This is a genomic window from Vibrio sp. D173a (genome assembly GCF_030248475.1).
Genome location: NZ_JAHGAH010000021.1, coordinates 22,779 through 47,572 on the forward strand (window position 1 = coordinate 22,779; position 24,794 = coordinate 47,572).

A 24,794-nucleotide genomic window follows, 5' to 3' on the forward strand; every position below is an offset into this window, starting at 1 on the left:
GTGCGAGACAAACTATAGTACAGATTGTAGTATTGAAAAAAGCGAAATAAATAGATTGAGTTCATCGAAAAAAGCGATAATAACGAAACTATTATCTCGATCACTGGAACAGCAATAGATACAAATACAAATAGAATTATGAATAAATGGCCTAGCTTGAAGCAGTTACACTATTTGGTCACTCTGCATGAAACTCGACATTTTAGTGATGCTGCTGAGCGTTGTTTTGTCAGTCAATCTACCTTGAGTAAAGGCATCCAAAACCTTGAAGAGTTGATTGGTTGTCCACTTTACGAAAAGAAAGATAAGAAAAGCCCACTGGTTTTCACTCAAGCGGGTGAAATGGTCGTGCAGCAAGGTCGCGAACTGCTCGCTAAAGGGCAAGATCTTGTTGAACTGGGTCGTCTATGCCAAGGCGATGATATGGAAGGGCAGCTAAAAGTAGGCTGTATTCCGACCATTGCTCCTTTCTTATTGTGCGACCTTGTCCAAGAGGTGAACTACCGCTTCCCTCAACTAAACCTTCTATTAAGAGAAGATACGACGACCAACTTGCTGCAAGCACTTCGCCACGGTGAGTTGGACGTGTTGATTCTGGCTCTGCCTGTAGAGATAGAAGGAATGGAAAGCCGAGTAGTCGGTCAAGACCCATTCCGCATGGTGATCAGCGCCAATCAAGCGGATTCCGTACCTGTGCCGATCCGTTATGCAGATTTGCCAGATGAATCCGTCTTCTTATTAGAGAAAGAACACTGCCTTACTGAGCACGCGGTTTCAGCGTGTAAGTTGACGGACAAAGAGAAGATCAACCCATTTACCGCGACCAGTCTTCATACCTTAGTGCAGATGGTGGCGAATGGTCTGGGCACCACGTTTATCCCACAAATGGCGATTGATCATGGTTTGCTACACAACCAGAACTTAGTGGTAATCGACCCTCCTGGTCAGCAAGCATATCGCGATATTGGTTTGGTTTGGCGTCCAAGCTCGTCACGATCAAACACTTTCAATCAATTGGCAGAAGTCGTCTCTGAACTGCTTTAGCTATTAGTATTAGCCTGCTACTCCCGATCTAATATCAAAAAGCGCACTAGAAACAGTGCGCTTTTTAGCATTTTATTCTGCGCGTGAACTTTGACTTGTAAAATTTTACAGATGAACTTTCATGAAGCTTTCATAAAATAGTGAAATTTCACAATGTTAATTTTACACAACTTCCTGTGTAACGCGTTTAAGTCGCGTTTGATTTCCTCTTCCTAGCCCTTGTAAATACAAGGAATTTTCTCCTGCCTCACTATTCATACGCTTGTTTGAATTCAAAAATAACCTGCAAAATTGATGTAATTAAATTACGTAATAACTTACAAATTGAACTCAAAAATCAAACACTTGTTTGATACCGAATAAAACTTTGAATTTAACGTTTTGTTTACTTGAGGGGTTTCGCTTAAACCTTTGTTGGGTTAGCTTAATTAAAGGCTTGTAAGACTTATGTCTAGATTGAAAAAGCAATTTAGGTTGCGCAAGGTATAGACACAACGAAGCGAAGTGAACACCAAATCGAAGGATGTAATTTGTTGTTCATAACTTACAAATGTAGCTTTAGGCTGACTGCCCAAGATGGATAAAGCACGTTAAGGATGAATGATTATGCTTGCTCAGACAGAACAAAAAACACAACAACTAAAGCAAACCCAAGGCATGCTTGAGGTGAATGGAGTCGTTGCTCCTGAACATCAAGCAATTTTCCCTGTTGAAGCCCAAACCTTTTTATCTCTACTGTGTGAAAAATTTGCCGGACGTGTTGAGCAGTTGCTGGAAGCACGAGAGGAGAAGCAAGCACGTATCGACGCAGGTGAACTGCCAGACTTTCTACCAGAGACACAAGATATTCGTGAAGGAAGCTGGAAGATCCTTGGAATCCCGCAAGATCTGCAAGATCGCCGAGTGGAGATTACGGGACCGACTGATCGCAAGATGGTGATTAACGCACTGAATGCGAATGTAAAAGTGTTCATGGCCGACTTCGAAGATTCGATGTCCCCTGCGTGGAGTAAAGTTCTAGATGGTCAAATCAACCTGCGCGACGCTGTTAATGGCAGCATCAGCTACACCAACCCTGGCAATGGTAAACACTATCAGCTGGCAGAAGACCCAGCGGTGTTGATCTGCCGTGTTCGCGGACTGCATCTAAAAGAAAAACACGTAACGTGGCATGGTCAGATCATTCCAGGTGCGCTATTCGATTTCGCTCTGTACTTCTACAACAACTACAAAGCGCTACTGAAAAAGGGAAGCGGTCCTTACTTCTACATTCCAAAACTGCAATCGCATCATGAAGCGAAGTGGTGGAGCGAAGTGTTCCATTTCACTGAAGAATATTTCGGTTTGGATACAGGCACCATCAAAGCGACTGTGCTGATTGAAACCTTACCAGCCGTATTCGAAATGGATGAGATTCTGTTCTCACTGAAAGAACACATAGTCGGTTTGAATTGTGGTCGCTGGGATTACATCTTTAGCTACATTAAGACACTGAAAAACCACCCAGATCGCGTACTTCCGGATCGCCAAGTGGTGACCATGGACAAGCCATTCCTCAACGCTTACTCAAGATTGTTGGTACGAACTTGTCATAAACGTGGCGCATTTGCGATGGGCGGCATGGCAGCCTTTATTCCGGCTAAAGACCCACAAGAAAACCAAAAAGTGCTGGATAAGATCCACAACGATAAATCGTTAGAAGCGAATAACGGTCATGACGGCACTTGGGTTGCTCACCCTGGTTTGGCAGACACGGCGATGGAAGTGTTCAGCGCCACACTGGGGCAGCGCAATAACCAATTGGATGTGAGCCGCTCAGAAGACGCACCAATCACCGCCGCTGAACTGCTTGAACCGTGCGAAGGTGAACGTTCAGAAGAGGGCATGCGCCATAACATCCGCGTTGCGTTGCAATACATCGAAGCTTGGATCTCTGGCAACGGTTGTGTGCCGATTTACGGACTGATGGAAGACGCAGCAACGGCAGAAATCTCACGTGCTTCTATCTGGCAATGGATTCAACACGGCAAGTCGCTCGACAACGGATTGAAGGTCACTAAAGAGCTGTTCGAACTGTATCTGAAAGAAGAGATTGAAGTCGTGAAGCAAGAAATTGGCGAGCAGCGTTACCAAGCAGGTCGATTTGAAGAAGCGGCAGACTTGATGGCAAGGCTCACCACCAGTGATGAGCTGACCAACTTTTTAACCATTCCAGGTTATGACTACTTGGATTAACCCAAAGATTTAGAACACTCCATTTATTTAACTAATACATGTTTATTTAACTAATACGTGTTTGTTTAACGACTACGTGAAAGATTCGAGGCAGATAAGGATGTACTGCCTGAGAACGGAAAACTCAACGCACATGCACAAGTGCACATTATAAGAGGGATAGACCAATGACTAACTTAACTCGCCGCCAACAAATTGAAGCTCTGGAAAAAGATTGGGCAACCAACCCACGCTGGAAAAATGTAAAGCGTACTTACACAGCAGAAGAAGTAGTAGAACTGCGTGGCTCTATGGTGCCTGCGAACACAATCGCACAACGTGGTGCTGACAAACTTTGGTCACTGGTCAATGGTAGTTCAAAGAAAGGCTACGTAAACTGTCTTGGTGCACTAACGGGTGGTCAAGCCGTACAGCAAGCGAAAGCGGGTATTGAAGCGATTTACCTATCAGGTTGGCAGGTAGCAGCGGATAACAACACCGCTTCTACAATGTACCCAGACCAATCTCTGTACCCAGTAGATTCGGTACCGTCGGTAGTAAAACGCATCAACAACTCATTCCGTCGTGCAGACCAAATTCAGTGGTCAGCAGGTAAGTCACCAGAAGACGAAGGCGGTATTGATTACTTCCTACCAATCGTAGCGGATGCAGAAGCAGGCTTTGGTGGTGTATTGAACGCCTACGAGCTAATGAAATCGATGATCGACGCAGGTGCGGCAGGTGTTCACTTTGAAGACCAACTGGCATCCGTGAAGAAGTGTGGTCACATGGGCGGTAAAGTACTGGTTCCAACTCAAGAAGCAGTGCAAAAACTGGTAGCAGCTCGCCTAGCAGCAGACGTTGCTGGCACGACAACACTAGTAATCGCACGTACAGACGCAAACGCAGCAGACCTACTAACGTCTGATTGTGACCCATACGATAAAGACTTTATTCAAGGAGAGCGTACGCCAGAGGGGTTCTACCGTGTACGTGCAGGTATCGACCAAGCTATCTCTCGTGGCCTAGCTTACGCGCCATATGCGGATCTAATCTGGTGTGAGACAGCAACGCCTTGTCTGGAAGAAGCACGCAAGTTTGCAGAAGCAATTCATGCAGAGTACCCAGACCAATTGTTGGCATACAACTGTTCGCCTTCATTCAACTGGGAGAAGAACCTAGACGCAGAAACCATTGCTAAGTTCCAACAAGAGCTGGCTAACATGGGCTACAAGTACCAGTTCATTACGCTAGCAGGTATCCACAACATGTGGTTCAACATGTTCGAACTGGCACACGCTTACGCACAAGGCGAAGGCATGCGTCATTACGTTGAGAAGGTTCAACGTCCTGAGTTTGAAGCGGCAGAAAAAGGTTATACGTTCGTAGCGCACCAACAAGAGGTTGGTACGGGTTATTTCGATAGAATGACCAACACAATTCAAGGCGGTAACTCGTCAGTGACAGCACTGACAGGTTCTACTGAAGAAGACCAATTCTAATCAGCACTGAGTCCACAATTACTACGTTAGTAATGACATCTTTGAGCGGCGATTGAGCCGCTCTTTTTTGCTTGCGATTTGAGAGAATGAAACCTAGTAGCGAATTAATCCGCTTCGATCTCTTCCGGCTCGGTCTCTTCTTGTAATTCCAGCAAGTTAATTGCAATAGTTACAAAATCGGTATCGGTGATGATGCCGACCAAGTGACCTTTATTGACCACTGGTAAACAGCCGACTTTGTGCTTTTGCATATAGGTTGCGCTTTCCTTTAAACCTGCTCTTGGTTCGGCAGTCATGATGTTGGTGTGCATCATTTGGTAAAGCGGAGTATCGAGGGTAAAAGATTGTTCAGCCTCATCTGGGTGCAAGCAGGATTCTTGTGCAGCAAGAATATCGCGTTGAGTCACCAAGCCTTTTAAGTGTTTATTGGCATCAACAACCGGAATATGTCGAATATCAAGCGCTTCCATCATGCTTTTTGCGTCACGTAATGTGTGCTCACGCAGCAAGGTATGAGGGTTGCGAGTCATCATGTCTTCAACCTTGATCATAGAGACCTCCAGCGGCATTGTCCTTCTCTTAAATATAGAGAATATTTTGCTGCATATCTGGGAGCTAACTCGTTTTTCACTAATAAAATAAAACGATTAGATGGAGATCAATCAGAGGTGAAAATGGACTGGTGTTTTCTATAATTCCAGCTACTCATTCGGGGTGAGTCTAGGATGTAAGCGCTATCATAAGTAACCAAAGCTAAGGCGTTTAAACCTTAGCTTTGGTTACTCTTAACTTTGCTTAAAATGCACACAGATAAGACCATAAGCTTTCGCATCGACACAGCGACCGATGTAGCTTTTATCCGGCAGGTTGACGGCACATAAGCGAGGAACCTGTTTTAGGTAACAGGCATCTTGCAACACTTTGAGTCGATCATTGCTGGAACTTGCGATTGCTCCAGATGAAAACGCGAGTACGGCAGCACTCAGCGCTAGAGTTAACATCTTCATACTTACCTCAATAAATGTCTAAAGAGCAAATGCTCACCTTCAATATAGTCTATAGCACTTGCTATTGATTAGTTTGTTTTTAGCTAAGGGGGCAAGAGAGTGTTGAGTTAGTCTTGGCTATATTTCTGACTGACCGAGTTAAATGCGTCGCACAAATTTGGACATTAAACTCCGCTACTTTTCTTATGTGTGTCTATTCTGCATCTTTCACGTTTTATTACACTCTTAATGAAAGCTTTTACAGTCAATCTAAGGGGATTTGCTTGCTATTGCAGCATGTAAACATATACTAGTCTGCTGCGAAAAACTCGTCGCAATTTTATCGTCGTCTTTGACGTGATTTGACCAATAGATAAGACAAGTAACATGCAAGTATCAGATTTCCATTTCGACCTTCCAGATGAACTCATCGCTCGCTACCCTCAATCAGAGCGTACCGCTAGCCGACTGCTGCAAATGGACGGCAATACTGGTGAACTTATTGATGGCACGTTTACCGATGTGCTGGAGCAAGTTCAAGCCGGTGACCTAGTGGTTTTCAACAATACTCGCGTTATTCCTGCGCGTTTGTTTGGTCGCAAAGAGTCAGGCGGCAAGCTAGAAGTGCTGGTGGAGCGTATGCTCGATGAGAAAAGCATCCTGGCACACGTTCGTTGCTCTAAATCGCCAAAACCAGGCACAACGATCTTGGTTGGTGAAAACGATGAATACTCAGCGCAAATGGTCGCTCGTCATGATGCACTGTTTGAACTGAAATTTAACTCTGATAAGACGGTACTCGAGATTCTGGAAGAAATTGGTCACATGCCACTTCCTCCATACATCGACCGCCCAGATGAAGACGCGGATAAAGAGCGTTACCAAACGGTTTATAACCAAAAGCCAGGTGCGGTTGCAGCACCGACGGCGGGTCTTCACTTTGATGATGTTCTGCTTGAGAAAATCAAAGCGAAAGGCGCTGAGTTTGCGTACGTTACTCTGCACGTAGGTGCAGGTACGTTCCAGCCAGTTAAAGTGGATGACATCAACGATCACCATATGCACGCAGAATACGTAGAAGTTCCGCAAGACGTAGTGGATGCGATTAGCGCAACCAAAGCGCGTGGCGGTCGTATCGTCGCTGTGGGTACTACGTCAGTGCGTTCACTAGAAAGTGCAGCGCAAGACGCGTTGAAGAAAGGGACAGAATTGGTTCCATTCTTTGGTGATACGGAAATCTTTATCTACCCTGGTTACGAGTACCAGCTGGTGGATTGCTTGATCACCAACTTCCACTTACCAGAATCAACGTTAATTATGTTGGTGAGCGCGTTTGCTGGTTACGAGAACACCATGAATGCTTACAAGCACGCGGTGGAAAACAAATACCGTTTCTTCTCGTACGGTGACTCAATGTTTATTAAAAAGAAGACAGCATAATGTTTTAAGCCCTCTCTAGCCCTCTTCCTTGTGACGGGGTCGGTTAGGAGGGGTTAGAAAGCTAACGATTTACGAGTGCTAGCAGTAGGCTAGGAAACAGAGCAGAACCTCTGCTTTGTCTCTCGCACGGAAGGCGACCGCTCCTTAAAGTGGGGGAAACCCCAAGATACATAGTCAGACTGTTTCTCTGACACTCGGAGGCATCGTGAAATTATCATTCGATCTTAAAAAGAAAAACGGCAATGCGCGTCGTGGTCAATTGACCTTCGAACGTGGCACTGTTCAAACTCCAGCATTCATGCCAGTAGGTACTTACGGTACGGTTAAAGGCATGACTCCGGAAGAAGTAAAAGGCACGGGTGCAGAAATCCTGCTAGGCAACACTTTCCACCTATGGTTACGTCCTGGTCAAGAAGTGATGAAAATGCACGGTGACCTGCACGATTTCATGAACTGGCACGGTCCTATTCTTACTGATTCAGGCGGTTTCCAAGTATTCAGCCTAGGTAAAATGCGCAAGATCACTGAGAAAGGTGTTCACTTCCGTAGCCCAGTAAACGGCGACAAGATTTTCATGGACGCTGAAAAGTCGATGGAAATCCAAAAAGACCTAGGTTCTGACATCGTAATGATCTTCGACGAGTGTACGCCATACCCAGCGACACACAACGAAGCGAAAAAATCGATGGAAATGTCACTACGTTGGGCACAACGCTCACGTGACCACTTCGATAAGCTAGAAAACCCGAACAACCTATTTGGTATCGTTCAAGGTGGTGTTTACGAAGATCTGCGTGATGTGTCTATCAAAGGCCTGACGGAAATCGGTTTTGATGGTTACGCGGTTGGTGGTCTTGCAGTAGGCGAACCGAAAGAAGACATGCACCGTATCCTTGAGCACACGTGTCCACAGCTTCCAGAAGACAAGCCTCGTTACCTAATGGGCGTAGGCAAACCGGAAGATTTGGTTGAAGGTGTTCGTCGTGGTATCGACATGTTTGACTGTGTAATGCCAACGCGTAACGCGCGTAATGGTCACCTATTTGTGACTGGTGGTGTGATCAAGATCCGTAATGCGAAACATAAAACGGATACAACTCCGCTAGATCCGCACTGTGACTGTTACACTTGTCAGCACTACAGCAAATCGTACCTTCACCACCTAGAGCGTTGTAACGAAATCCTAGGTGCTCGTCTGAACACTATCCATAACCTACGCTACTACCAGCGTCTGATGGAAAGTATTCGTAAGGCGATTGATGAAGATCGTTTCGATGAGTTCGTTACTGAGTTCTATGAGCGTCGTGGTCGTGAAGTGCCACCACTAGCAAAAGAGCAGTAATTAACAGATTAAAAGAATTAAAGCCTTTGGCATGTTGCCAGAGGCTTTTGCTAATAAAGTAGGCTAACGTACGTTATTTTTGAGAAGGTGATCTCTATTACTTAATCTCAAACTTGAATCTAAATTACGAAAGCCCAACTTGTTGGATTATCAATAAAATATAATGAGGATGTTTTAATGTTTATTTCTCAAGCTCACGCAGCAGCAGAAGGCGCACCAGCAGGCGGCGGTTTTGAAATGCTAATCATGCTAGGCATGTTCGCGGTGATCTTCTACTTCATGATCTACCGTCCACAATCTAAGCGTGTTAAAGAACACAAGAACCTAATGTCTTCTATGGGCAAAGGCGATGAAGTTCTAACAAGCGGCGGCCTAGTGGGTAAAATCACTAAGATTGCTGAAGACAACGATTTCATTTCAATTGAGCTAAACGCAAACAATGAAGTTGTAATCAAGAAAGACTTCGTAACTGCAGTGCTACCAAAAGGTACGCTGAAGTCTCTATAAAACAGCTAAAGGATCCTCGCTGTGCTAAACCGTTATCCATTATGGAAGTACTTGATGGTATTTTTTGCCATCATCACCGCTGCGTTATACGCACTTCCAAATATCTACGGTGAAGATCCGGCTATTCAAGTTACAGGGGCGCGTGGCGCCTCTGTAGATATGTCAACGCTGGATGCTGTCACCAAAGCTCTTGATAAAGAGCATCTTTCTCATAAATCCATTGCTCTCGAGAATGGATCAATCCTTGTTCGTTTCAATGACACTGACACTCAAATCAGTGCCCGCGATATCATCAGCGAAGCGCTTGGCAAAGATAAAATTGTTGCACTAAACCTTGCTCCATCTACGCCAGATTGGCTAGAAGCAATCGGTGCGTCGCCACTTAAGCTGGGTCTTGACCTACGTGGTGGTGTTCACTTCCTAATGGAAGTTGACATGGACGCGGCGATGGAGAAGTTAGTTGGTCAGCAAGAAGAAGCTTTCCGTAGCGAACTTCGTGAAGCTAAGATTCGTTACCGTGCAATCCGTCCTTCTGGTACAGAAGGTGTGGAAGTATTGCTACGTAATGAGGAGCAGCTAGCGGAAGCGAAAGCAACGCTAGAAAAGAATCACCCAGACATGAACTTTGTCGACTCTGATTCTAATGGTCGTTACGCGTTGATTGCCACCTTTACCGAGCAACGTTTACAAGAGATACGTAACTACGCAGTTGAACAAAACATCACGATTCTTCGTAACCGTGTTAACGAACTGGGTGTTGCTGAGCCACTGGTTCAACGTCAAGGTGCTAGCCGCATCGTAGTTGAACTACCAGGTGTTCAAGACACAGCTCGTGCGAAGGAAATTCTAGGTGCTACGGCAACACTAGAGTTCCGCGAAGTTGACGATAAAGCTGACCTATCAGCGGCGGCAAATGGTCGTGCGCCAGCAGGTAGCGAAATCAAGATGGACCGTGATGGTCGCCCAGTTGTGCTTAAGAAGCGCGTTATTCTTGGTGGTCAAAGCATTACGGATGCAAGTTCAAGTGTTGATGAATACGGTCGCCCACAAGTTAACATCTCGCTAGACAGCGAAGGTGGTAACAAGATGTCTGCGTTCTCTAAGAAGAACATCGGTAAGTTAATGGCTACCGTGTTTGCAGAATACAAAGACAGTGGTCGTCGTACGCCAGAAGGCAAAGTTATCCTTGATAAGCACGAAGAAGTCATCAACCAAGCAACGATTCAATCGGCTCTTAGTCGTAACTTCCGTATCACTGGTATCGACTCTGCAGCAGAAGCGCACAACTTAGCACTTCTACTACGTGCTGGTGCTCTAATCGCACCGATCTCTATCGTTGAAGAACGTACCATTGGTCCATCAATGGGTCAGCAAAACATCGATATGGGTATCCAAGCATGTATCTGGGGTATGGTTGCGGTAATGCTGTTTACGCTGCTTTACTACCGTGGCTTCGGTCTGATTGCTAACATTGCATTGATGGCAAACTTGGTTCTTATCATTGGTGTTATGTCGATGATTCCGGGTGCTACCATGACGCTGCCTGGTATTGCCGGTATCGTATTAACCGTCGGTATGGCGGTCGATGCGAACGTATTGATATTTGAGCGTATCCGTGAAGAGCTTCGAGATGGACGCAGTCCTCAGCAAGCGATTCACCAAGGCTACGCAAACGCATTCAGCACTATTGCCGATGCGAACATCACAACGCTTATCACTGCGATCATTCTATTTGCAGTGGGTACAGGTGCGGTGAAAGGCTTCGCAGTAACACTATCTATCGGTATCTTAACTTCAATGTTCACCGCTATTGTAGGTACACGTTGTATCGTGAACCTGATTTACGGTGGCAAACGCGTTGATAAATTGTCGATCTAAGGCTGGGAATTAATATGTTTCAAATTCTAAAAGCAGAAAACACGATCGGCTTTATGCGTTGGTCGAAAGTCGCGTTCGTATTCTCTATCTTTATGATCGCTGCTTCTATCTTCACGCTATCAACCAAATGGTTGAACTGGGGTCTAGACTTTACTGGTGGTACGCTCATCGAGGTAGGTTTTCAACAACCTGCAAACCTTGAAGAGATTCGTGCAGCGCTAGATTCAAAAGGCTTCGGTGATGCGACAGTACAAAACTTTGGTAGTGCTCGCGATGTAATGGTTCGTCTTCGTCCTCGTGACGATATGTCTGGTGAAACACTAGGTAACCAAATCATTGGTGCTATCAAAGAAGGTACGGGTGAAAGCGTAGAAATGCGTCGTATCGAGTTTGTAGGTCCAAACGTTGGTGATGAGCTAACAGAAGCGGGCGGTCTAGCGATCCTTGTGTCGCTGATCTGTATCCTGATCTACGTATCGATGCGATTTGAATGGCGTCTAGCGGCTGGTGCGGTAATGGCACTAGCACACGATATCATCATCACACTGGGTGTGTTCTCGTTCCTACAAATCGAAGTTGATCTTACCATCGTAGCGGCGCTACTAACGGTAGTTGGTTACTCGCTCAACGATACCATCGTTGTATTCGACCGGATCCGTGAAAACTTCCGTAAGATGCGTAAGGGTGAACCTTCAGACATCATGGATGCCTCAATCACTCAAACATTGAGCCGTACATTGATTACGTCTGGTACGACATTGTTCGTGGTTATTGCACTATTCATGCAGGGTGGTGCGATGATTCACGGTTTCGCGACCGCGCTTCTACTAGGTATCACTGTAGGTACTTACTCTTCTATCTATGTAGCATCAGCACTTGCGCTAAAACTGGGTATCCAGAAAGAGCACTTGATGCCACCTCAAGTAGAAAAAGAAGGTGCAGAGTTCGACGAGATGCCATAAGGCAGATTGAGAACCGAAAACAAAAACCGCTGAGCAGTCAGCGGTTTTTTTGTATCTAAAATTCTGCCTTTCAATTTTCTTTGAACTGTTTCGAGGCTCTGGTGACCTATTTTGAACGGTGAAATAGGAATCGCTATGTTGCTTTATTTCAAGGCCAATAGGAGAGTTGGGCTTCTTAAAGCTCGATATGAAAATGATGATGAAGTTCGGATTGTTTTCTTTCTGCTTGGTTACCATGAATGCACCTGCTGTTTCCGGGCAGCTTTATGATACCTACCTAACGATTAGAAACGACTTGTATCAGATGCAATATGCCGAGGTGTTGAAGGTGGTTGCAGAGCTAGATCTTTCTGCCAAAGAAAAACGAGAAATTCAGTCTCATCCAATAAAATTTGGTCATCAATTCCCATTTTTATCATCCATCCCATCAAGTTTGGTTACGGAGCTGTCTTACTTTGAAGCATACAGTGAGAATGGAGGAGTTGGGTGTCTTTCCGTAAACGGCTTTGGTGATGTATACCAGCCAGTCACGGTTTCGTTGCAGTTTCTAATGAAAGAACAAGTATGGAAGGTTAAGCACGTAAAAATAGACCACTTACCTGACTACGACCGTTTCTATAAACAGGCAGATTGTTCGATATAAAAAAGCCCCGCTCAATGAGCGGGGCTATTCAAAAGTCATCAGCGTGACGGGCTTAGTATGACTTGAGAATCTTACTTAAGGATCGCGCTGTTGCCGTTTTCGCGAACGTGCTTAAGGATAGATTTCACGCCACGAGCGCTAGAAGCAACAATGTTACCAGACTTCATGTACTCAGTACCGCCAGCGAAGTCAGTTAGGATTGCGCCAGCTTCACGAGCGATAAGCTCACCAGCAGCCATTTGCCAAGGTTTTAGGCCTAGCTCAAAGTAACCATCTACACGGCCAGCAGCCACGTAACATAGGTCAAGAGCAGAACAACCGCTACGACGGAAGTCAGCACACTCAGTGAATAGAGAACCTACGATCTTGATGTAAGACTCAGAGTGTTGCTTCTGTTTGAATGGGAAACCAGTCGCTAGAACAGTACCGTGTAGGTCTTTAAGTTGAGTAACACGGATACGAGCGTTGTTTAGCTGAGCGCCAGCACCACGTTGTGCAGTGAATAGCTCGTTTTGCATTGGATCGTATACACAAGCCACTTCAGTTTTACCTTTGAAGCGAACCGCGATAGATACTGCGAAAGTAGGGTAACCTTTTACAAAGTTATTAGTGCCATCCATTGGGTCGATGATCCATTGTACGTCTTTATCTTTACCTTCGATAAGACCAGCTTCTTCAGCAACGATGCAGTGCTCTGGGTAAGAGTGCTTGATAGTATCGATGATGATAGCTTCTGCTTCTTTGTCTACATTAGTAACAAAGTCATTAGTGCCTTTTAGCGTAGATTCAATTTTATCTGTGTTTTCTAATGATTTAGCAATGTGATTGCCTGCCTTTCGCGCAGCGCGAATAGCAATGTTTAGCATTGGATGCATACGAATTTCCCAACGGATGTTAAAGAACAATTTAAAGCGGCGGCGAGTATACCAGAGTCAAAGCAAAAGGGAAGTGGTTATTTTTTGCTCGTTAGAGAAAGGCGTTGTGATAGCTCTCTCGATAGAGAGGAAAACAATTGATGAGAATGCGAATAGAAACCTGCTTCGCTATAGGGTGTATTAGAAAATTATGATAATATCCCTCGGTTTTAATTCAGGTAGCAAACACAGATGTTGGATCAAGTAAAAATCGTACTCGTCGGGACTTCTCATTCAGGCAACATTGGCTCGGCTGCACGAGCAATGAAAGTCATGGGTTTAAGCCAACTTGTATTGGTGGATCCGCAATGTGAAGTGGATGACCAAACTCTTGCTCTTGCCGCTGGTGCTGGTGATATTGCTCAAAACGCAACAGTCGTAAGTACGCTAGAGGAAGCCATTGAAGACTGTGGTCTTGTCGTCGGTTCTAGTGCTCGTTCACGCACACTTGAATGGCCAATGCTTGAGCCACGCGAATGTGGTGAGAAATTTGCTGTTGAAGGCCAAAAACACCCTGTTGCATTAGTCTTCGGCCGTGAGAGAACTGGCCTAACTAATGACGAATTGCAGAAGTGTCATTACCACGTTTGCATTCCAGCTAATCCTGAATACAGTTCACTCAACTTAGCGATGGCGGTACAAACGCTGAGCTATGAAGTTCGTGTTGCACACCTCAACCTAGAGCAAAGCCAATACGCGCCAAGTGAACCTGAAGAGTACCCACGCCATAAAGAGCTAGAAATGTTCTTTGAGCACCTTGAAAAGGTGATGATTGATACCCAATTTATCAACAAAGAGCAGCCAGGTCAGGTGATGAACAAACTACGTCGTTTGTACTCACGTGCACGACCAGAGGCGCAAGAATTGAATATTCTGCGTGGTGTTTTGACAGCGATCGAAAAGAAACTCTGAACAAATAATAACCATCTTAGGTGTAAGGATGAATACCTGACTAAAATAGTCAAATAAATACTTGACCGTTTTAGTCGGGTATGGAAAAATCCTAATCATTACAAACCATGTGGATACGGTGTGGTATGAAACTTACATCTAAAGGAAGATATGCGGTGACAGCCATGCTGGATGTGGCACTGCATTCGCAACAAAACCCAGTACCTCTTGCAGATATCTCAGAGCGTCAGGGTATCTCGCTCTCATACTTAGAGCAGCTTTTTTCAAAATTGCGTAAAGCAGGCCTTGTAGCCAGCGTTCGTGGTCCTGGTGGTGGTTACCGACTTGGTGCAGACGCGCACAGCATTGCCATTGGCACTGTGATTGCTGCGGTTGATGAGTCAGTAGACGCAACCAAATGCCAAGGTAAAGGCGATTGCCAAGGTGGCACTCGTTGCTTAACTCACACACTATGGCGTGACCTGAGCTCTCGTATTAGCGACTTCTTGAACAACATTACGCTCGGTGAGCTAATGACAGACAACGAAGTTTTAGAAATTTCTGACCGTCAGGACATTGATCTGGCGGTAACTCATGGGCTTTCAAACAAAAATACAACCGCCGCGCCCATCGGTGTAAACGTCCGCTCTTAGCGGTCAGCATTTTACATTGGAGTAGAGAATGAAACTGCCGATTTATCTTGATTATTCCGCTACATGTCCAGTAGATCCACGTGTTGCTGAAAAAATGGTTCAGTACATGACAATGGATGGCACATTTGGCAACCCAGCTTCGCGTTCGCACCGTTACGGCTGGCAGGCAGAAGAAGCTGTAGATACTGCTCGTGAGCAAATTGCTGACCTTCTAAATGCAGATCCTCGCGAAATCGTATTCACATCTGGTGCGACAGAGTCTGACAACCTTGCTATTAAAGGTGCAGCACATTTTTACTCTAAAAAGGGTAAACACGTAATCACTTGTAAAACAGAGCACAAAGCGGTACTTGACCCATGTCGTCAACTAGAACGCGAAGGCTTTGAAGTGACTTACCTAGAGCCAGAATCAAACGGTCTGGTTGATCTAAACAAACTTCAAGCAGCAATGCGTGAAGACACTGTTCTAGTTTCAATCATGCACGTCAATAACGAGATAGGTGTCATTCAAGACATCGCAGCAATTGGCGAGCTATGTCGTGAACGTAAGATTGTGTTCCATGTGGATGCTGCACAGTCTGCGGGCAAACTGCCAATCGACGTTCAAGAAATGAAAGTTGACCTAATTTCACTGTCTGCGCACAAAGTATACGGTCCTAAAGGTATTGGCGCACTTTACGTACGTCGTAAGCCTCGTATCCGTCTTGAAGCGCAAATGCACGGTGGCGGTCATGAGCGTGGCTTCCGCTCGGGCACACTTCCAACCCACCAAATCGTGGGTATGGGTGAAGCGTTCCGCGTAGCGAAAGAAGACATGCAAAAAGATTACGATCACGCGCTAGCACTTCGTAACCGTCTTCTAGATGGCGTTAAAGATCTAGAAGCTGTAACGGTGAACGGTGACCTAGAGCAGCGTGTTCCGCACAACTTAAACGTGAGCTTTGCATTCGTAGAAGGCGAATCTCTACTGATGTCACTGAAAGACCTAGCAGTATCTTCTGGTAGTGCTTGTACATCAGCGAGCCTAGAGCCATCTTACGTTCTTCGCGCTCTTGGTCTAGACGACGAATTAGCACACAGCTCAGTACGTTTCTCATTTGGTCGTTTCACGACTGAAGCAGAAATTGATTACGCAATTGAACAAATCCGCGTTGCAGTGACTAAGCTACGCGACATGTCTCCTCTATGGGATATGTACAAGGAAGGGGTTGATCTGAGCACTGTTGAATGGGCTCACCATTAATCTCACGGACTGAATAGAGGATTCGAGGTAATTTATCATGGCATACAGCGAAAAAGTAATTGATCACTACGAGAACCCACGTAACGTTGGTTCGTTCGATAAAGAAGACCCATCAGTAGGTAGCGGCATGGTTGGCGCACCAGCTTGTGGTGACGTAATGAAGCTTCAAATCAAAGTGACACCAGAAGGCATCATTGAAGACGCGAAATTCAAAACATACGGTTGTGGTAGTGCAATCGCTTCAAGCTCACTAGTAACTGAGTGGGTAAAAGGCAAGTCTATCGACGAAGCGGCATCCATCAAAAACTCTGAGATTGCAGAAGAGCTAGAGCTTCCACCAGTGAAAGTACACTGCTCAATCCTAGCGGAAGATGCAATCAAAGCAGCCGTTGCTGACTACAAGAAAAAACACCAGGAATAATTATTCCGTATATAATGGGAGCCCTTAAAATGCTCCCATTCCAAAACGTAATTTAGACAGACTAAGGTGCAGTATGGCCATCACAATGACAGAATCAGCGGCAAGTCGCGTAAAAGCATTCCTAGATAACCGAGGCAAAGGTATCGGTTTGCGTCTTGGAGTGAAGACGACAGGCTGTTCAGGCATGGCTTACGTTCTTGAGTTTGTGGATGATCTAAACGAAGAAGACGAAGTTTTTGAACTGTCTGAAGTGAAAATCATCATTGATAAGAAAAGCTTGGTATACCTAGACGGTACTGAGTTGGATTACGTTAAGGAAGGGTTGAATGAAGGTTTTGAATTCAACAACCCTAACGCAAAAAGTGAATGTGGTTGCGGTGAAAGCTTCAACGTCTAATTGACTGTCCTTCTGGACAAACGAGTCCAGAAGGCTTTACTAGGACCCGATCTTAATGAATCACTTTGAATTATTTGGGCTACCAAGTCAGTTTCAGCTGGATGGTAGCCTTCTTTCTTCTCAGTTCCGAGAACTACAAAAACGCTTCCACCCAGACAATTTTGCGACCGCCTCTGAGCGCGACCGCTTGATGGCTGTCCAAAAAGCAGCGCAAATCAACGATGCGTATCAAGTACTTAAGCATCCTATCTCTCGCGCTGAATACATTCTGGCAGAAAACGGCACAGAAATTCGTGGTGAGCAACAAACCATGCAAGACCCGATGTTCTTAATGGAGCAAATGGAATTGCGTGAAGAACTGGAAGACATTGCTGACAGCTCTGATCCTGAATCAGCGCTTTTTGACTTCGATTCTAAGGTCAGCAAAATGTACAAACAGCATTTGGCGAGTGTAGAACAAGAACTTGACCAAGGTCTTTGGGCGGAAGCTGCAGACCGAGTTCGTAAACTCAAATTCATTGCCAAGCTAAAGAACGAAATTGAACTGGTTGAAGATAAACTCCTCGACTAGTTAGCGCGACAAGGACCCATCATGGCACTACTTCAAATCGCAGAACCGGGCCAAAGCTCGGCACCTCATGAGCACAAGTTAGCAGCAGGTATCGACTTAGGTACCACCAACTCTTTGGTTGCATCTGTTCGCAGCGGCGACGCAAAAACACTGACAGATGACCAAGGTCGTAGCATTTTGCCGTCTGTGGTGAACTACGCACAAGATACGGCGTTAGTTGGTTACGAGGCTAAAGCAAAAGCAGAGCAAGAACCAGAAAACACCATTATTTCGGTAAAACGTCTAATTGGTCGTTCATTAAAAGACATTCAAGCTCGCTACCCATCTTTGCCTTACCAATTTAAAGAAAGCGACAACGGTCTGCCTATTCTGCAAACTGCGCAAGGTGACAAGAACCCGATTGAAGTGTCTGCTGACATTCTTAAATCACTAGGCAAACGTGCAGAAGAGACTCTAGGTGGCGAGTTAGCTGGTGTCGTTATTACTGTTCCTGCTTACTTTGATGATGCTCAACGTGCTGGTACAAAAGATGCGGCGAAATTGGCGGGTCTTCATGTACTGCGTCTGCTTAACGAGCCGACAGCTGCAGCGATCGCTTACGGTCTAGACTCTGGTCAAGAGGGCGTGATTGCGGTTTACGATCTAGGTGGTGGTACATTCGATATCTCTATCCTACGTTTGTCGAAAGGTGTATTTGAAGTATTAGCAACAGGCGGTGACTCTGCGCTAGGCGGCGATGATTTTGACCACCTATTAGCGGATTACCTAATGGAGCAGGCTGGTCTAGAAGCGCCGCTTTCTGCTGAGAAAAACCGTGCACTACTGAACATTGCAACAGCAACTAAGATTGCTTTTTCTGAGCAAGACAGCGTTGATGTTGATGTATTTGGCTGGAAAGGCTCAGTGACTCGCGAACAGTTCGAAGATCTGATTCGTCCGCTAGTGAAGAAAACCCTAATGTCTTGCCGTCGTGCGCTGAAAGATGCGGATGTGGATGCGGAAGATGTACTTGAAGCGGTCATGGTCGGCGGTTCAACACGCACATTGCTTGTACGTGAAATGGTCGGTGAATTCTTCGGTCGTACACCACTGACAAGCATTAACCCAGATGAAGTAGTTGCAATCGGCGCAGGTATTCAAGCAGATATCCTGGCGGGCAATAAGCCTGACTCGGAAATGTTGCTTCTGGACGTTATTCCTTTGTCCCTTGGTATTGAAACCATGGGTGGTTTGGTTGAGAAAATCATTCCACGTAACACCACCATCCCTGTAGCTCGCGCACAAGAATTTACGACGTTCAAAGATGGTCAAACAGCAATGAGCGTTCACACCGTACAAGGTGAGCGTGAAATGGTGGATGACTGCCGCTCATTGGCTCGTTTCTCATTGAAAGGCATTCCACCAATGGTGGCAGGTGCTGCGCACATTCGCGTGACGTACCAAGTGGACGCTGATGGTCTATTGTCTGTCACCGCGATGGAAAAGAGCACGGGTGTTCAGGCTGAAATCCAAGTGAAACCTTCTTACGGCCTAAGCGATGATGAAGTCGCAAACATGCTGCGTGACTCGATGACTTACGCGAAAGAAGATATGCAGGCTCGTGCATTGGCTGAGCAGCGCGTAGAAGCGGATCGTGTGATTGAAGGCTTGATTGCAGCGATGCAAGCTGATGGTGATGAACTACTATCAGACCAAGAGAAACAAGACCTAGTTAAAGTGATTGAAGCGCTGATTGAACTGCGCAACGGCGAAGATGCAGACGCCATCGAGCAAGGCATCAAAGACACCGACAAAGCAAGCCAAGATTTTGCGTCGCGCCGTATGGATAAATCGATTCGAGCTGCACTGTCAGGTCAGTCAGTTAATGATATATAAGAGATAAGTAGTTATGCCTAAGATTATTGTATTACCACACGAAGATTTGTGCCCAGAGGGTGCCGTGTTGGAAGCAAACACTGGTGACACCGTTCTAGACGTAGCGCTAAAAAATGGCATTGGTATTGAACACGCATGTGAAAAGTCATGTGCATGTACGACTTGCCACGTGATCATTCGTGAAGGTTTTGATTCGCTAGAAGAGAGTGAAGAGCTAGAAGATGACATGCTAGATAAAGCATGGGGTCTTGAGCCTGAATCTCGTCTTGGTTGCCAAGCAAAAGTAGCGGATGAAGATTTGGTTGTTGAGATTCCAAAATACACGCTAAACCACGCGTCGGAAGATCACTAATACTATCTCCCCAATATAGGGGCGAAGCAAAAGGAAGACGAGCAATGAAATGGACAGATTCTCGCGATATCGCGATTGAGCTTTGTGACAAGTTTCCCGACTTAGATCCTAAAACCGTACGTTTTACCGATCTTCACCAATGGATCATGGAATTGGATGAGTTTGACGATGAGCCAAACCATTGTAATGAAAAGATTCTAGAAGCGGTCATCTTGTGTTGGATGGACGAAGCGGATTAATGCTCGATTCGGCGGTAAAACGCAGCAGAGTTAACAATTCTCACTAAAAAAAGCGGACCTTAAGGTCCGTTTTTTTATCAAGTTGACATTTTTACCCTACATAATGCTAACATCCGGTAGTTATTAAAAAAGAAGAGGCGTAGGCAACGCCGTTATAAGACAAGGAGAAACCATGTCTACACAGATGTCTGTATTTCTAAGCCAAGAACCAGCGGCACCACATTGGGGCGACAAAGCACTGCTTTCTTTCGCTGAGAATGGCGCAACCATTCACCTAGGTGAAGGTCACGATCTTGGTGCGATTCAACGTGCAGCGCGTCAACTCGATGGCCAAGGAATTCGTTCAATTTTACTTGCTGGTGATAACTGGGATTTGGAGAGCATTTGGGCATTCCACCAAGGTTACCGCAACCCGAAAAAACACGGCACGCTAGAGTGGGTTGCGCTATCTGAGCAAGACCAAGCAGAGCTGCACGCTCGTATCACTTCTACGGACTTTACTCGCGATATCATCAACAAAACAGCTGAAGAAGTGGCGCCACGTCAATTGGCAACCATGGCGGCTGAATTCATCAAATCAATCGCACCACAAGGCACAGTAACGGCTCGCATCGTTAAAGATAAAGACCTGTTGTCAGAAGGTTGGGAAGGCATTTATGCAGTGGGTCGCGGCTCTGAGCGCACATCAGCAATGCTGCAACTTGATTACAACCCAACAGGCGATGAAAACGCACCAGTGTTTGCGTGTCTAGTGGGTAAAGGCATCACCTTTGATTCAGGCGGTTACAGCCTTAAGCCATCAAACTTCATGACAGCAATGAAAGCGGATATGGGCGGTTCAGGTACGATTACCGGCGGTCTTGGTCTTGCTATTCTTCGCGGCCTTAACAAGCGTGTAAAACTGATCCTTTGCTGTGCAGAAAACATGGTTTCGGGTCGTGCACTTAAGCTTGGCGACATCATCACTTACAAAAATGGTAAGACAGTAGAAATCATGAACACTGACGCAGAAGGTCGTTTGGTTCTTGCTGATGGTCTTATCTACGCTAGTGAACAAAACCCTGAGCTGATCATTGACTGTGCAACCCTTACGGGCGCAGCGAAGAATGCACTAGGTAATGACTACCATGCACTGATGAGCTTTGATGATGAGCTTTCTCATCAAGCGCTAACGGCGGCAAACCAAGAGAAAGAAGGTCTATGGCCACTGCCTCTTGCTGATTTCCACCGTGGCATGCTGCCATCAAACTTTGCTGACCTATCTAACATCAGTTCTGGTGATTACTCGCCAGGCGCAAGTACAGCGGCGGCATTCTTGTCTTACTTTGTTGAAGATTACAAGAAAGGTTGGTTGCACTTTGACTGTGCAGGCACGTACCGTAAGTCAGCGTCTGATAAATGGGCTGCTGGCGCGACAGGCATGGGTGTCCGCACACTTGCTCGTTTCCTGAACGAACAAGCCGCAAAATAACACTTTTACCAGTGCAGACACCCTGTCTGTACTGGTATAACTTAGAGAGACGCAAGTCACTCATATAAAACTATTATTACAAGTACAAAAAGGAAACCTTATGGCTCTAGAAAGAACGTTTTCAATTGTTAAGCCTGACGCTGTAGAACGCAATCTGATTGGTGAAATCTACCACCGTATCGAAAAGGCGGGTCTGCGTATTGTTGCTGCAAAAATGGTTCATCTGACAGAAGAACAGGCGAGCGGTTTTTACGCAGAACATGAAGGCAAACCTTTTTTCCCTGCACTGAAAGAGTTCATGACATCTGGCCCTATCATGGTTCAGGTTCTTGAAGGTGAAGATGCAATCGCTCGTTACCGTGAGCTAATGGGCAAAACAAACCCAGAAGAAGCGGCATGCGGTACAATCCGTGCAGATTACGCACTGAGCATGCGTCATAACTCTGTTCATGGTTCAGACAGTCCTGAATCAGCGGCTCGTGAAATCGAGTTTTTCTTCCCAGAGTCAGAGATTTGCCCTCGTTAATCTTGTACTAGTTTGATTACCAAGCCTCGTTTTTTTCCGGGGCTTTTTATTATCCGTTACTCAGAAAGAGTGAAGAAGAATGATTGGCTAAAATTTAATCATTAAGATTTTAATGCCTTAGCGAAGTCAGGGTCTTACAGCCCTTGTTGTAGCTGCATAAAGGCTGTACAATTCGCGCCCTTATTCTTGTTTCAGTCATTGAGAGGCAACATGACCACTGAAAAAATCAATCTACTCGACTTTGATCGCAAGGGCATGCGTCAATTTTTCGCGGATGAGCTAGGCGAAAAAGCGTTCCGTGCTGATCAGGTTATGAAGTGGATCTACCATTTCGGTGTTGATGACTTCGACAACATGACGAACATCAACAAGAAGCTACGTGAAAAACTGCAGCACAAGTGTGAAATCAAAGCACCTACCGTGGCAGAAGCTCAGCACTCTTCAGACGGCACAATCAAGTGGGCGATGAAGGTTGGTGACCAAGACGTAGAAACGGTTTACATCCCAGAAGATGACCGAGCAACCTTGTGTGTGTCTTCTCAGGTAGGTTGCGCGTTGGAATGTAAGTTCTGTTCAACAGCACAACAGGGCTTCAACCGTAACCTAAAAGTATCTGAAATCATTGGTCAGGTATGGCGTGCAGCACGTGAAATCGGTTTGCAGAAAGAAACAGGCCGTCGTCCAATCACTAACGTAGTGATGATGGGCATGGGTGAGCCACTTCTTAACATGAAGAACCTAATCCCAGCACTAGAAATCATGCTTGATGATCTGGGTTTCGGTCTTTCTAAACGTCGTGTAACCGTATCAACTTCAGGTGTGGTTTCTGGTCTTGATCAGATGACGGGCAAAATCGACGTCGCATTGGCGATTTCTCTACACGCGCCAAACGACGAACTACGTAGCCAAATCATGCCAATCAACGACCGTTGGGATATCCAAGACTTCCTAGCGTCTGTTCGTCGTTACATTGCGTCTTCAAATGCGAACCGCGGTAAAGTAACCGTTGAGTACGTACTGCTTGATCATGTGAACGATGACATGGACCACGCACGTGAATTGGCTGAATTGATGAAAGATACCCCATGTAAGATCAACCTGATTCCGTTTAACCCGTACCCGGGTTCTCCTTACAAGAAGCCAAGTAACTCGCGCATTGACCGTTTCCAGAAAACGCTAATGCAATACGAGCACACAGTAACGGTTCGTAAAACGCGCGGTGATGATATCGATGCAGCATGTGGTCAGTTGGTTGGTGATGTTATTGACCGCACAAAACGTACCGCAGCTTTAAAAGCAGCACGTGGTGCAGAAACCATCGACGTAAAAGCGGTGTAATTCGCAAAGAATAGAAAAATAGCCAGAGCCTTTTGCTCTGGCTATTTTGTTTTTCGAAGGTGGAATGTAATCTGACACTGACAATCGTATCGGCGATAATTTCGCGTTACTGTGTCAATTTTTGGACAAAAGCTTGAGCTATCTGTTAATTTGAGAGCAAAGAGTTTTTGTCTTCGTTAAACATTCGCTTATCATGGTAAGTGAAATAAAACTACGACTCTGACTATTCTCAGTATTTTTCCAATACGTTTTGCTGAACCATTGCAAAACGAGCATTCTTACTCTGACTACTGAGAATTTCTAAAAGATTATTTTGGTTAACGCGTTTAGGCTAGCTATCTTTAAGTAAGGCTTAATTAGAACAAAAACGAAAATAAATAACTGCGTTAGCCACCAAACAGATTAAATACCGCCATTATGACAGAATACGAAAAAACCAATGAAGTGCCACTTTCGATGGAAGCGGGCACGTTACTTAAAAACAAACGCGAATCTCTAGGCATGACTCAGAAGCACGTTGCTGATCGCCTTAGACTTCGCGTTTCTGTTATTGAAGACATTGAAAACAATCGATTTGAAGAGCAACAGGTGACAACGTTTACACGTGGGTACTTGCGTTCTTATGCCAAGCTTGTTGGCCTTGATGAAAAGATTGTTTTGGCAGCTTTAGAGCAGACATCTGAAGTGCATGTTAAGCCACAAGAGACAGAGATGCAGAGTTTCTCTCGTAAAACCAAACACGAGAAACACAACAGCCGCATCATGTTACTCACTTGGGCGATTGCTATCGTGATCACCGGTATTTCGGGGGCATGGTGGTGGCAGAACCAACAAGAAAACAGCCTTGCGCAGTTAAGTGCAGAAACTGCGGAAACAGAGCAAGTTGCTGATGATGCAGACATCGACCAAATGAGTGCCGATGAGCTTATTGCTAGCACTCCTGCTGAGATTGCGCCAGTATCGGCTGCGCTAACCGTGGTTTCTGAAGCTGATACGGCGATGAGTGCGGCGGGTGATGTGACAGAGCCAGTCGTTGCTGCAGTAGCGGCAGAAGTGACAGAAGAAGCCACTCAAGAACCTGTCGCGGTGATTGAAGACGCGCAAGAGGCAGAAGAACCAGCAGCCCCAGTTGTGCCAGAAGGCATGACACTGCTAACTATGAAATTCAAAGCGGATTGCTGGATTCAAGTCAAAGACGCGAATGGCAAAACGTTAGTAAGCGGTACTCGTAAACCGGGCCAAGACGTAGAACTTGCCGGAAAAGCACCGTTTAAAGTGATATTAGGCGCACCTGAAGGCGTCACAATGACATTTGCAAGTGAACCTGTCGACCTTTCTGGGTATACTTCAGGCAAAGTAGCTAGATTCACTTTACCGTTATAAAT

Annotated in this window: 25 protein-coding genes; 22 read left to right on the forward strand and 3 right to left on the reverse strand. The window is 45.6% G+C overall.

The window, feature by feature from the left end; genetic code table 11:
* The first annotated feature begins 138 nt into the window (after nucleotides 1-138).
* The 3 genes from KIV40_RS03240 (at nucleotide 139) to aceA (ending at nucleotide 4,760) form a co-directional block, all read left to right on the forward strand.
* On the forward strand, nucleotides 139-1,044 hold the full coding sequence (locus tag KIV40_RS03240) for a hydrogen peroxide-inducible genes activator (RefSeq protein WP_005424789.1): 906 nt from the start codon (nucleotides 139-141) through the stop codon (nucleotides 1,042-1,044).
* 606 nt (nucleotides 1,045-1,650) lie between these two features.
* Nucleotides 1,651-3,279, forward strand: a complete 1,629-nt coding sequence (gene aceB, locus KIV40_RS03245; protein WP_181145874.1) for a malate synthase A — start codon at nucleotides 1,651-1,653, stop codon at nucleotides 3,277-3,279.
* Between the two features lie 167 nt (nucleotides 3,280-3,446).
* The gene (gene aceA / locus KIV40_RS03250) at nucleotides 3,447-4,760 is read left to right on the forward strand and encodes an isocitrate lyase (RefSeq protein WP_005424793.1); all 1,314 of its coding nucleotides are present in this window, start codon (nucleotides 3,447-3,449) and stop codon (nucleotides 4,758-4,760) included.
* Nucleotides 4,761-4,864: 104 nt separating this feature from the next.
* Here aceA and KIV40_RS03255 read toward each other — a convergent pair whose 3' ends face one another.
* Together KIV40_RS03255 and KIV40_RS03260 are read right to left on the reverse strand one after the other, a co-directional pair.
* Entirely contained in the window at nucleotides 4,865-5,311 is a 447-nt protein-coding gene (locus tag KIV40_RS03255) for a CBS domain-containing protein (RefSeq protein ID WP_306431768.1), read from the reverse strand.
* 234 nt (nucleotides 5,312-5,545) lie between these two features.
* Nucleotides 5,546-5,767, reverse strand: coding sequence for a hypothetical protein (locus KIV40_RS03260; protein ID WP_043882818.1), 222 nt, complete (start codon nucleotides 5,765-5,767; stop codon nucleotides 5,546-5,548).
* A 366-nt stretch (nucleotides 5,768-6,133) separates the two neighbouring features.
* Here KIV40_RS03260 and queA point away from each other — a divergent pair, with 366 nt between their 5' ends.
* The 6 genes from queA (at nucleotide 6,134) to KIV40_RS03290 (ending at nucleotide 12,518) form a co-directional block, all read left to right on the forward strand.
* Nucleotides 6,134-7,186, forward strand: coding sequence for a tRNA preQ1(34) S-adenosylmethionine ribosyltransferase-isomerase QueA (queA, locus tag KIV40_RS03265; RefSeq protein ID WP_285347940.1), 1,053 nt, complete (start codon nucleotides 6,134-6,136; stop codon nucleotides 7,184-7,186).
* Between the two features lie 205 nt (nucleotides 7,187-7,391).
* Nucleotides 7,392-8,528: a tRNA guanosine(34) transglycosylase Tgt gene (gene tgt, locus KIV40_RS03270; RefSeq protein WP_005424899.1), complete on the forward strand. Its 1,137-nt coding sequence runs from the start codon at nucleotides 7,392-7,394 to the stop codon at nucleotides 8,526-8,528.
* Between the two features lie 177 nt (nucleotides 8,529-8,705).
* Nucleotides 8,706-9,035, forward strand: coding sequence for a preprotein translocase subunit YajC (yajC, locus tag KIV40_RS03275; protein ID WP_005424903.1), 330 nt, complete (start codon nucleotides 8,706-8,708; stop codon nucleotides 9,033-9,035).
* A gap of 21 nt (nucleotides 9,036-9,056) precedes the next feature.
* Nucleotides 9,057-10,913, forward strand: a complete 1,857-nt coding sequence (gene secD / locus KIV40_RS03280; RefSeq protein WP_285347941.1) for a protein translocase subunit SecD — start codon at nucleotides 9,057-9,059, stop codon at nucleotides 10,911-10,913.
* Between the two features lie 14 nt (nucleotides 10,914-10,927).
* Nucleotides 10,928-11,875 carry a protein translocase subunit SecF gene (secF, locus tag KIV40_RS03285; RefSeq protein WP_038890720.1) on the forward strand — a complete coding sequence of 316 codons (948 nt, stop codon included), beginning with the start codon at nucleotides 10,928-10,930 and terminating at the stop codon, nucleotides 11,873-11,875.
* Between the two features lie 193 nt (nucleotides 11,876-12,068).
* Nucleotides 12,069-12,518 (forward strand): hypothetical protein, encoded by a 450-nt coding sequence (locus KIV40_RS03290; protein ID WP_230674902.1) that lies wholly within the window; start codon nucleotides 12,069-12,071, stop codon nucleotides 12,516-12,518.
* A gap of 71 nt (nucleotides 12,519-12,589) precedes the next feature.
* On the opposite strand, the gene suhB is transcribed toward KIV40_RS03290, so the two are convergent.
* Nucleotides 12,590-13,393, reverse strand: a complete 804-nt coding sequence (suhB, locus tag KIV40_RS03295) for an inositol-1-monophosphatase (protein ID WP_005424885.1) — start codon at nucleotides 13,391-13,393, stop codon at nucleotides 12,590-12,592.
* 231 nt (nucleotides 13,394-13,624) lie between these two features.
* On the opposite strand from suhB, the gene trmJ reads away from it, so the two are divergent.
* From trmJ to rodZ, 13 genes are all read left to right on the forward strand, one after another.
* Nucleotides 13,625-14,344: a tRNA (cytosine(32)/uridine(32)-2'-O)-methyltransferase TrmJ gene (gene trmJ, locus KIV40_RS03300; RefSeq protein ID WP_005424881.1), complete on the forward strand. Its 720-nt coding sequence runs from the start codon at nucleotides 13,625-13,627 to the stop codon at nucleotides 14,342-14,344.
* Between the two features lie 125 nt (nucleotides 14,345-14,469).
* A complete protein-coding gene (gene iscR / locus KIV40_RS03305) occupies nucleotides 14,470-14,976 on the forward strand; it encodes a Fe-S cluster assembly transcriptional regulator IscR (RefSeq protein WP_005381720.1) in 507 nt (168 codons plus the stop codon).
* Between the two features lie 28 nt (nucleotides 14,977-15,004).
* A complete protein-coding gene (locus KIV40_RS03310) occupies nucleotides 15,005-16,219 on the forward strand; it encodes an IscS subfamily cysteine desulfurase (protein ID WP_038890722.1) in 1,215 nt (404 codons plus the stop codon).
* Between the two features lie 37 nt (nucleotides 16,220-16,256).
* Nucleotides 16,257-16,640, forward strand: coding sequence for a Fe-S cluster assembly scaffold IscU (gene iscU, locus KIV40_RS03315; protein ID WP_005424883.1), 384 nt, complete (start codon nucleotides 16,257-16,259; stop codon nucleotides 16,638-16,640).
* 73 nt (nucleotides 16,641-16,713) lie between these two features.
* Nucleotides 16,714-17,037 carry an iron-sulfur cluster assembly protein IscA gene (gene iscA / locus KIV40_RS03320; RefSeq protein WP_005440317.1) on the forward strand — a complete coding sequence of 108 codons (324 nt, stop codon included), beginning with the start codon at nucleotides 16,714-16,716 and terminating at the stop codon, nucleotides 17,035-17,037.
* Nucleotides 17,038-17,092: 55 nt separating this feature from the next.
* The gene (gene hscB, locus KIV40_RS03325; RefSeq protein ID WP_285347942.1) at nucleotides 17,093-17,608 is read left to right on the forward strand and encodes a co-chaperone HscB; all 516 of its coding nucleotides are present in this window, start codon (nucleotides 17,093-17,095) and stop codon (nucleotides 17,606-17,608) included.
* A 21-nt stretch (nucleotides 17,609-17,629) separates the two neighbouring features.
* Nucleotides 17,630-19,483, forward strand: coding sequence for a Fe-S protein assembly chaperone HscA (hscA, locus tag KIV40_RS03330; protein WP_285347943.1), 1,854 nt, complete (start codon nucleotides 17,630-17,632; stop codon nucleotides 19,481-19,483).
* Between the two features lie 13 nt (nucleotides 19,484-19,496).
* Nucleotides 19,497-19,835, forward strand: coding sequence for an ISC system 2Fe-2S type ferredoxin (gene fdx / locus KIV40_RS03335; protein WP_005424889.1), 339 nt, complete (start codon nucleotides 19,497-19,499; stop codon nucleotides 19,833-19,835).
* Between the two features lie 44 nt (nucleotides 19,836-19,879).
* Nucleotides 19,880-20,074 (forward strand): Fe-S cluster assembly protein IscX, encoded by a 195-nt coding sequence (gene iscX / locus KIV40_RS03340; protein WP_005424887.1) that lies wholly within the window; start codon nucleotides 19,880-19,882, stop codon nucleotides 20,072-20,074.
* A 172-nt stretch (nucleotides 20,075-20,246) separates the two neighbouring features.
* Nucleotides 20,247-21,545: an aminopeptidase PepB gene (gene pepB / locus KIV40_RS03345; RefSeq protein ID WP_005424879.1), complete on the forward strand. Its 1,299-nt coding sequence runs from the start codon at nucleotides 20,247-20,249 to the stop codon at nucleotides 21,543-21,545.
* Nucleotides 21,546-21,645: 100 nt separating this feature from the next.
* Nucleotides 21,646-22,071: a nucleoside-diphosphate kinase gene (gene ndk / locus KIV40_RS03350; protein WP_005532589.1), complete on the forward strand. Its 426-nt coding sequence runs from the start codon at nucleotides 21,646-21,648 to the stop codon at nucleotides 22,069-22,071.
* Nucleotides 22,072-22,281: 210 nt separating this feature from the next.
* Nucleotides 22,282-23,409: a bifunctional tRNA (adenosine(37)-C2)-methyltransferase TrmG/ribosomal RNA large subunit methyltransferase RlmN gene (locus KIV40_RS03355; protein WP_005532587.1), complete on the forward strand. Its 1,128-nt coding sequence runs from the start codon at nucleotides 22,282-22,284 to the stop codon at nucleotides 23,407-23,409.
* A gap of 417 nt (nucleotides 23,410-23,826) precedes the next feature.
* Nucleotides 23,827-24,792: a cytoskeleton protein RodZ gene (gene rodZ / locus KIV40_RS03360; protein WP_038890725.1), complete on the forward strand. Its 966-nt coding sequence runs from the start codon at nucleotides 23,827-23,829 to the stop codon at nucleotides 24,790-24,792.
* The last annotated feature ends 2 nt before the right edge of the window (nucleotides 24,793-24,794 follow it).

Bases quoted from the DNA above. Each gene is read 5' to 3' on its own strand.
- yajC (WP_005424903.1), top strand. From the start codon at position 8,706: ATGTTTATTTCTCAAGCTCACGCAGCAGCAGAAGGCGCACCAGCAGGC.
- fdx (WP_005424889.1), top strand. From the start codon at position 19,497: ATGCCTAAGATTATTGTATTACCACACGAAGATTTGTGCCCAGAGGGT.
- KIV40_RS03255 (WP_306431768.1), bottom strand. From the start codon at position 5,311: ATGATCAAGGTTGAAGACATGATGACTCGCAACCCTCATACCTTGCTG.
- secF (WP_038890720.1), top strand. From the start codon at position 10,928: ATGTTTCAAATTCTAAAAGCAGAAAACACGATCGGCTTTATGCGTTGG.
- hscB (WP_285347942.1), top strand. From the start codon at position 17,093: ATGAATCACTTTGAATTATTTGGGCTACCAAGTCAGTTTCAGCTGGAT.
- KIV40_RS03290 (WP_230674902.1), top strand. From the start codon at position 12,069: ATGATGATGAAGTTCGGATTGTTTTCTTTCTGCTTGGTTACCATGAAT.
- aceB (WP_181145874.1), top strand. From the start codon at position 1,651: ATGCTTGCTCAGACAGAACAAAAAACACAACAACTAAAGCAAACCCAA.
- ndk (WP_005532589.1), top strand. From the start codon at position 21,646: ATGGCTCTAGAAAGAACGTTTTCAATTGTTAAGCCTGACGCTGTAGAA.
- KIV40_RS03240 (WP_005424789.1), top strand. From the start codon at position 139: ATGAATAAATGGCCTAGCTTGAAGCAGTTACACTATTTGGTCACTCTG.
- iscA (WP_005440317.1), top strand. From the start codon at position 16,714: ATGGCCATCACAATGACAGAATCAGCGGCAAGTCGCGTAAAAGCATTC.
- iscU (WP_005424883.1), top strand. From the start codon at position 16,257: ATGGCATACAGCGAAAAAGTAATTGATCACTACGAGAACCCACGTAAC.
- iscR (WP_005381720.1), top strand. From the start codon at position 14,470: ATGAAACTTACATCTAAAGGAAGATATGCGGTGACAGCCATGCTGGAT.
- KIV40_RS03260 (WP_043882818.1), bottom strand. From the start codon at position 5,767: ATGAAGATGTTAACTCTAGCGCTGAGTGCTGCCGTACTCGCGTTTTCA.
- rodZ (WP_038890725.1), top strand. From the start codon at position 23,827: ATGACAGAATACGAAAAAACCAATGAAGTGCCACTTTCGATGGAAGCG.
- KIV40_RS03310 (WP_038890722.1), top strand. From the start codon at position 15,005: ATGAAACTGCCGATTTATCTTGATTATTCCGCTACATGTCCAGTAGAT.
- trmJ (WP_005424881.1), top strand. From the start codon at position 13,625: ATGTTGGATCAAGTAAAAATCGTACTCGTCGGGACTTCTCATTCAGGC.
- pepB (WP_005424879.1), top strand. From the start codon at position 20,247: ATGTCTACACAGATGTCTGTATTTCTAAGCCAAGAACCAGCGGCACCA.
- suhB (WP_005424885.1), bottom strand. From the start codon at position 13,393: ATGCATCCAATGCTAAACATTGCTATTCGCGCTGCGCGAAAGGCAGGC.
- aceA (WP_005424793.1), top strand. From the start codon at position 3,447: ATGACTAACTTAACTCGCCGCCAACAAATTGAAGCTCTGGAAAAAGAT.
- KIV40_RS03355 (WP_005532587.1), top strand. From the start codon at position 22,282: ATGACCACTGAAAAAATCAATCTACTCGACTTTGATCGCAAGGGCATG.
- queA (WP_285347940.1), top strand. From the start codon at position 6,134: ATGCAAGTATCAGATTTCCATTTCGACCTTCCAGATGAACTCATCGCT.
- hscA (WP_285347943.1), top strand. From the start codon at position 17,630: ATGGCACTACTTCAAATCGCAGAACCGGGCCAAAGCTCGGCACCTCAT.
- iscX (WP_005424887.1), top strand. From the start codon at position 19,880: ATGAAATGGACAGATTCTCGCGATATCGCGATTGAGCTTTGTGACAAG.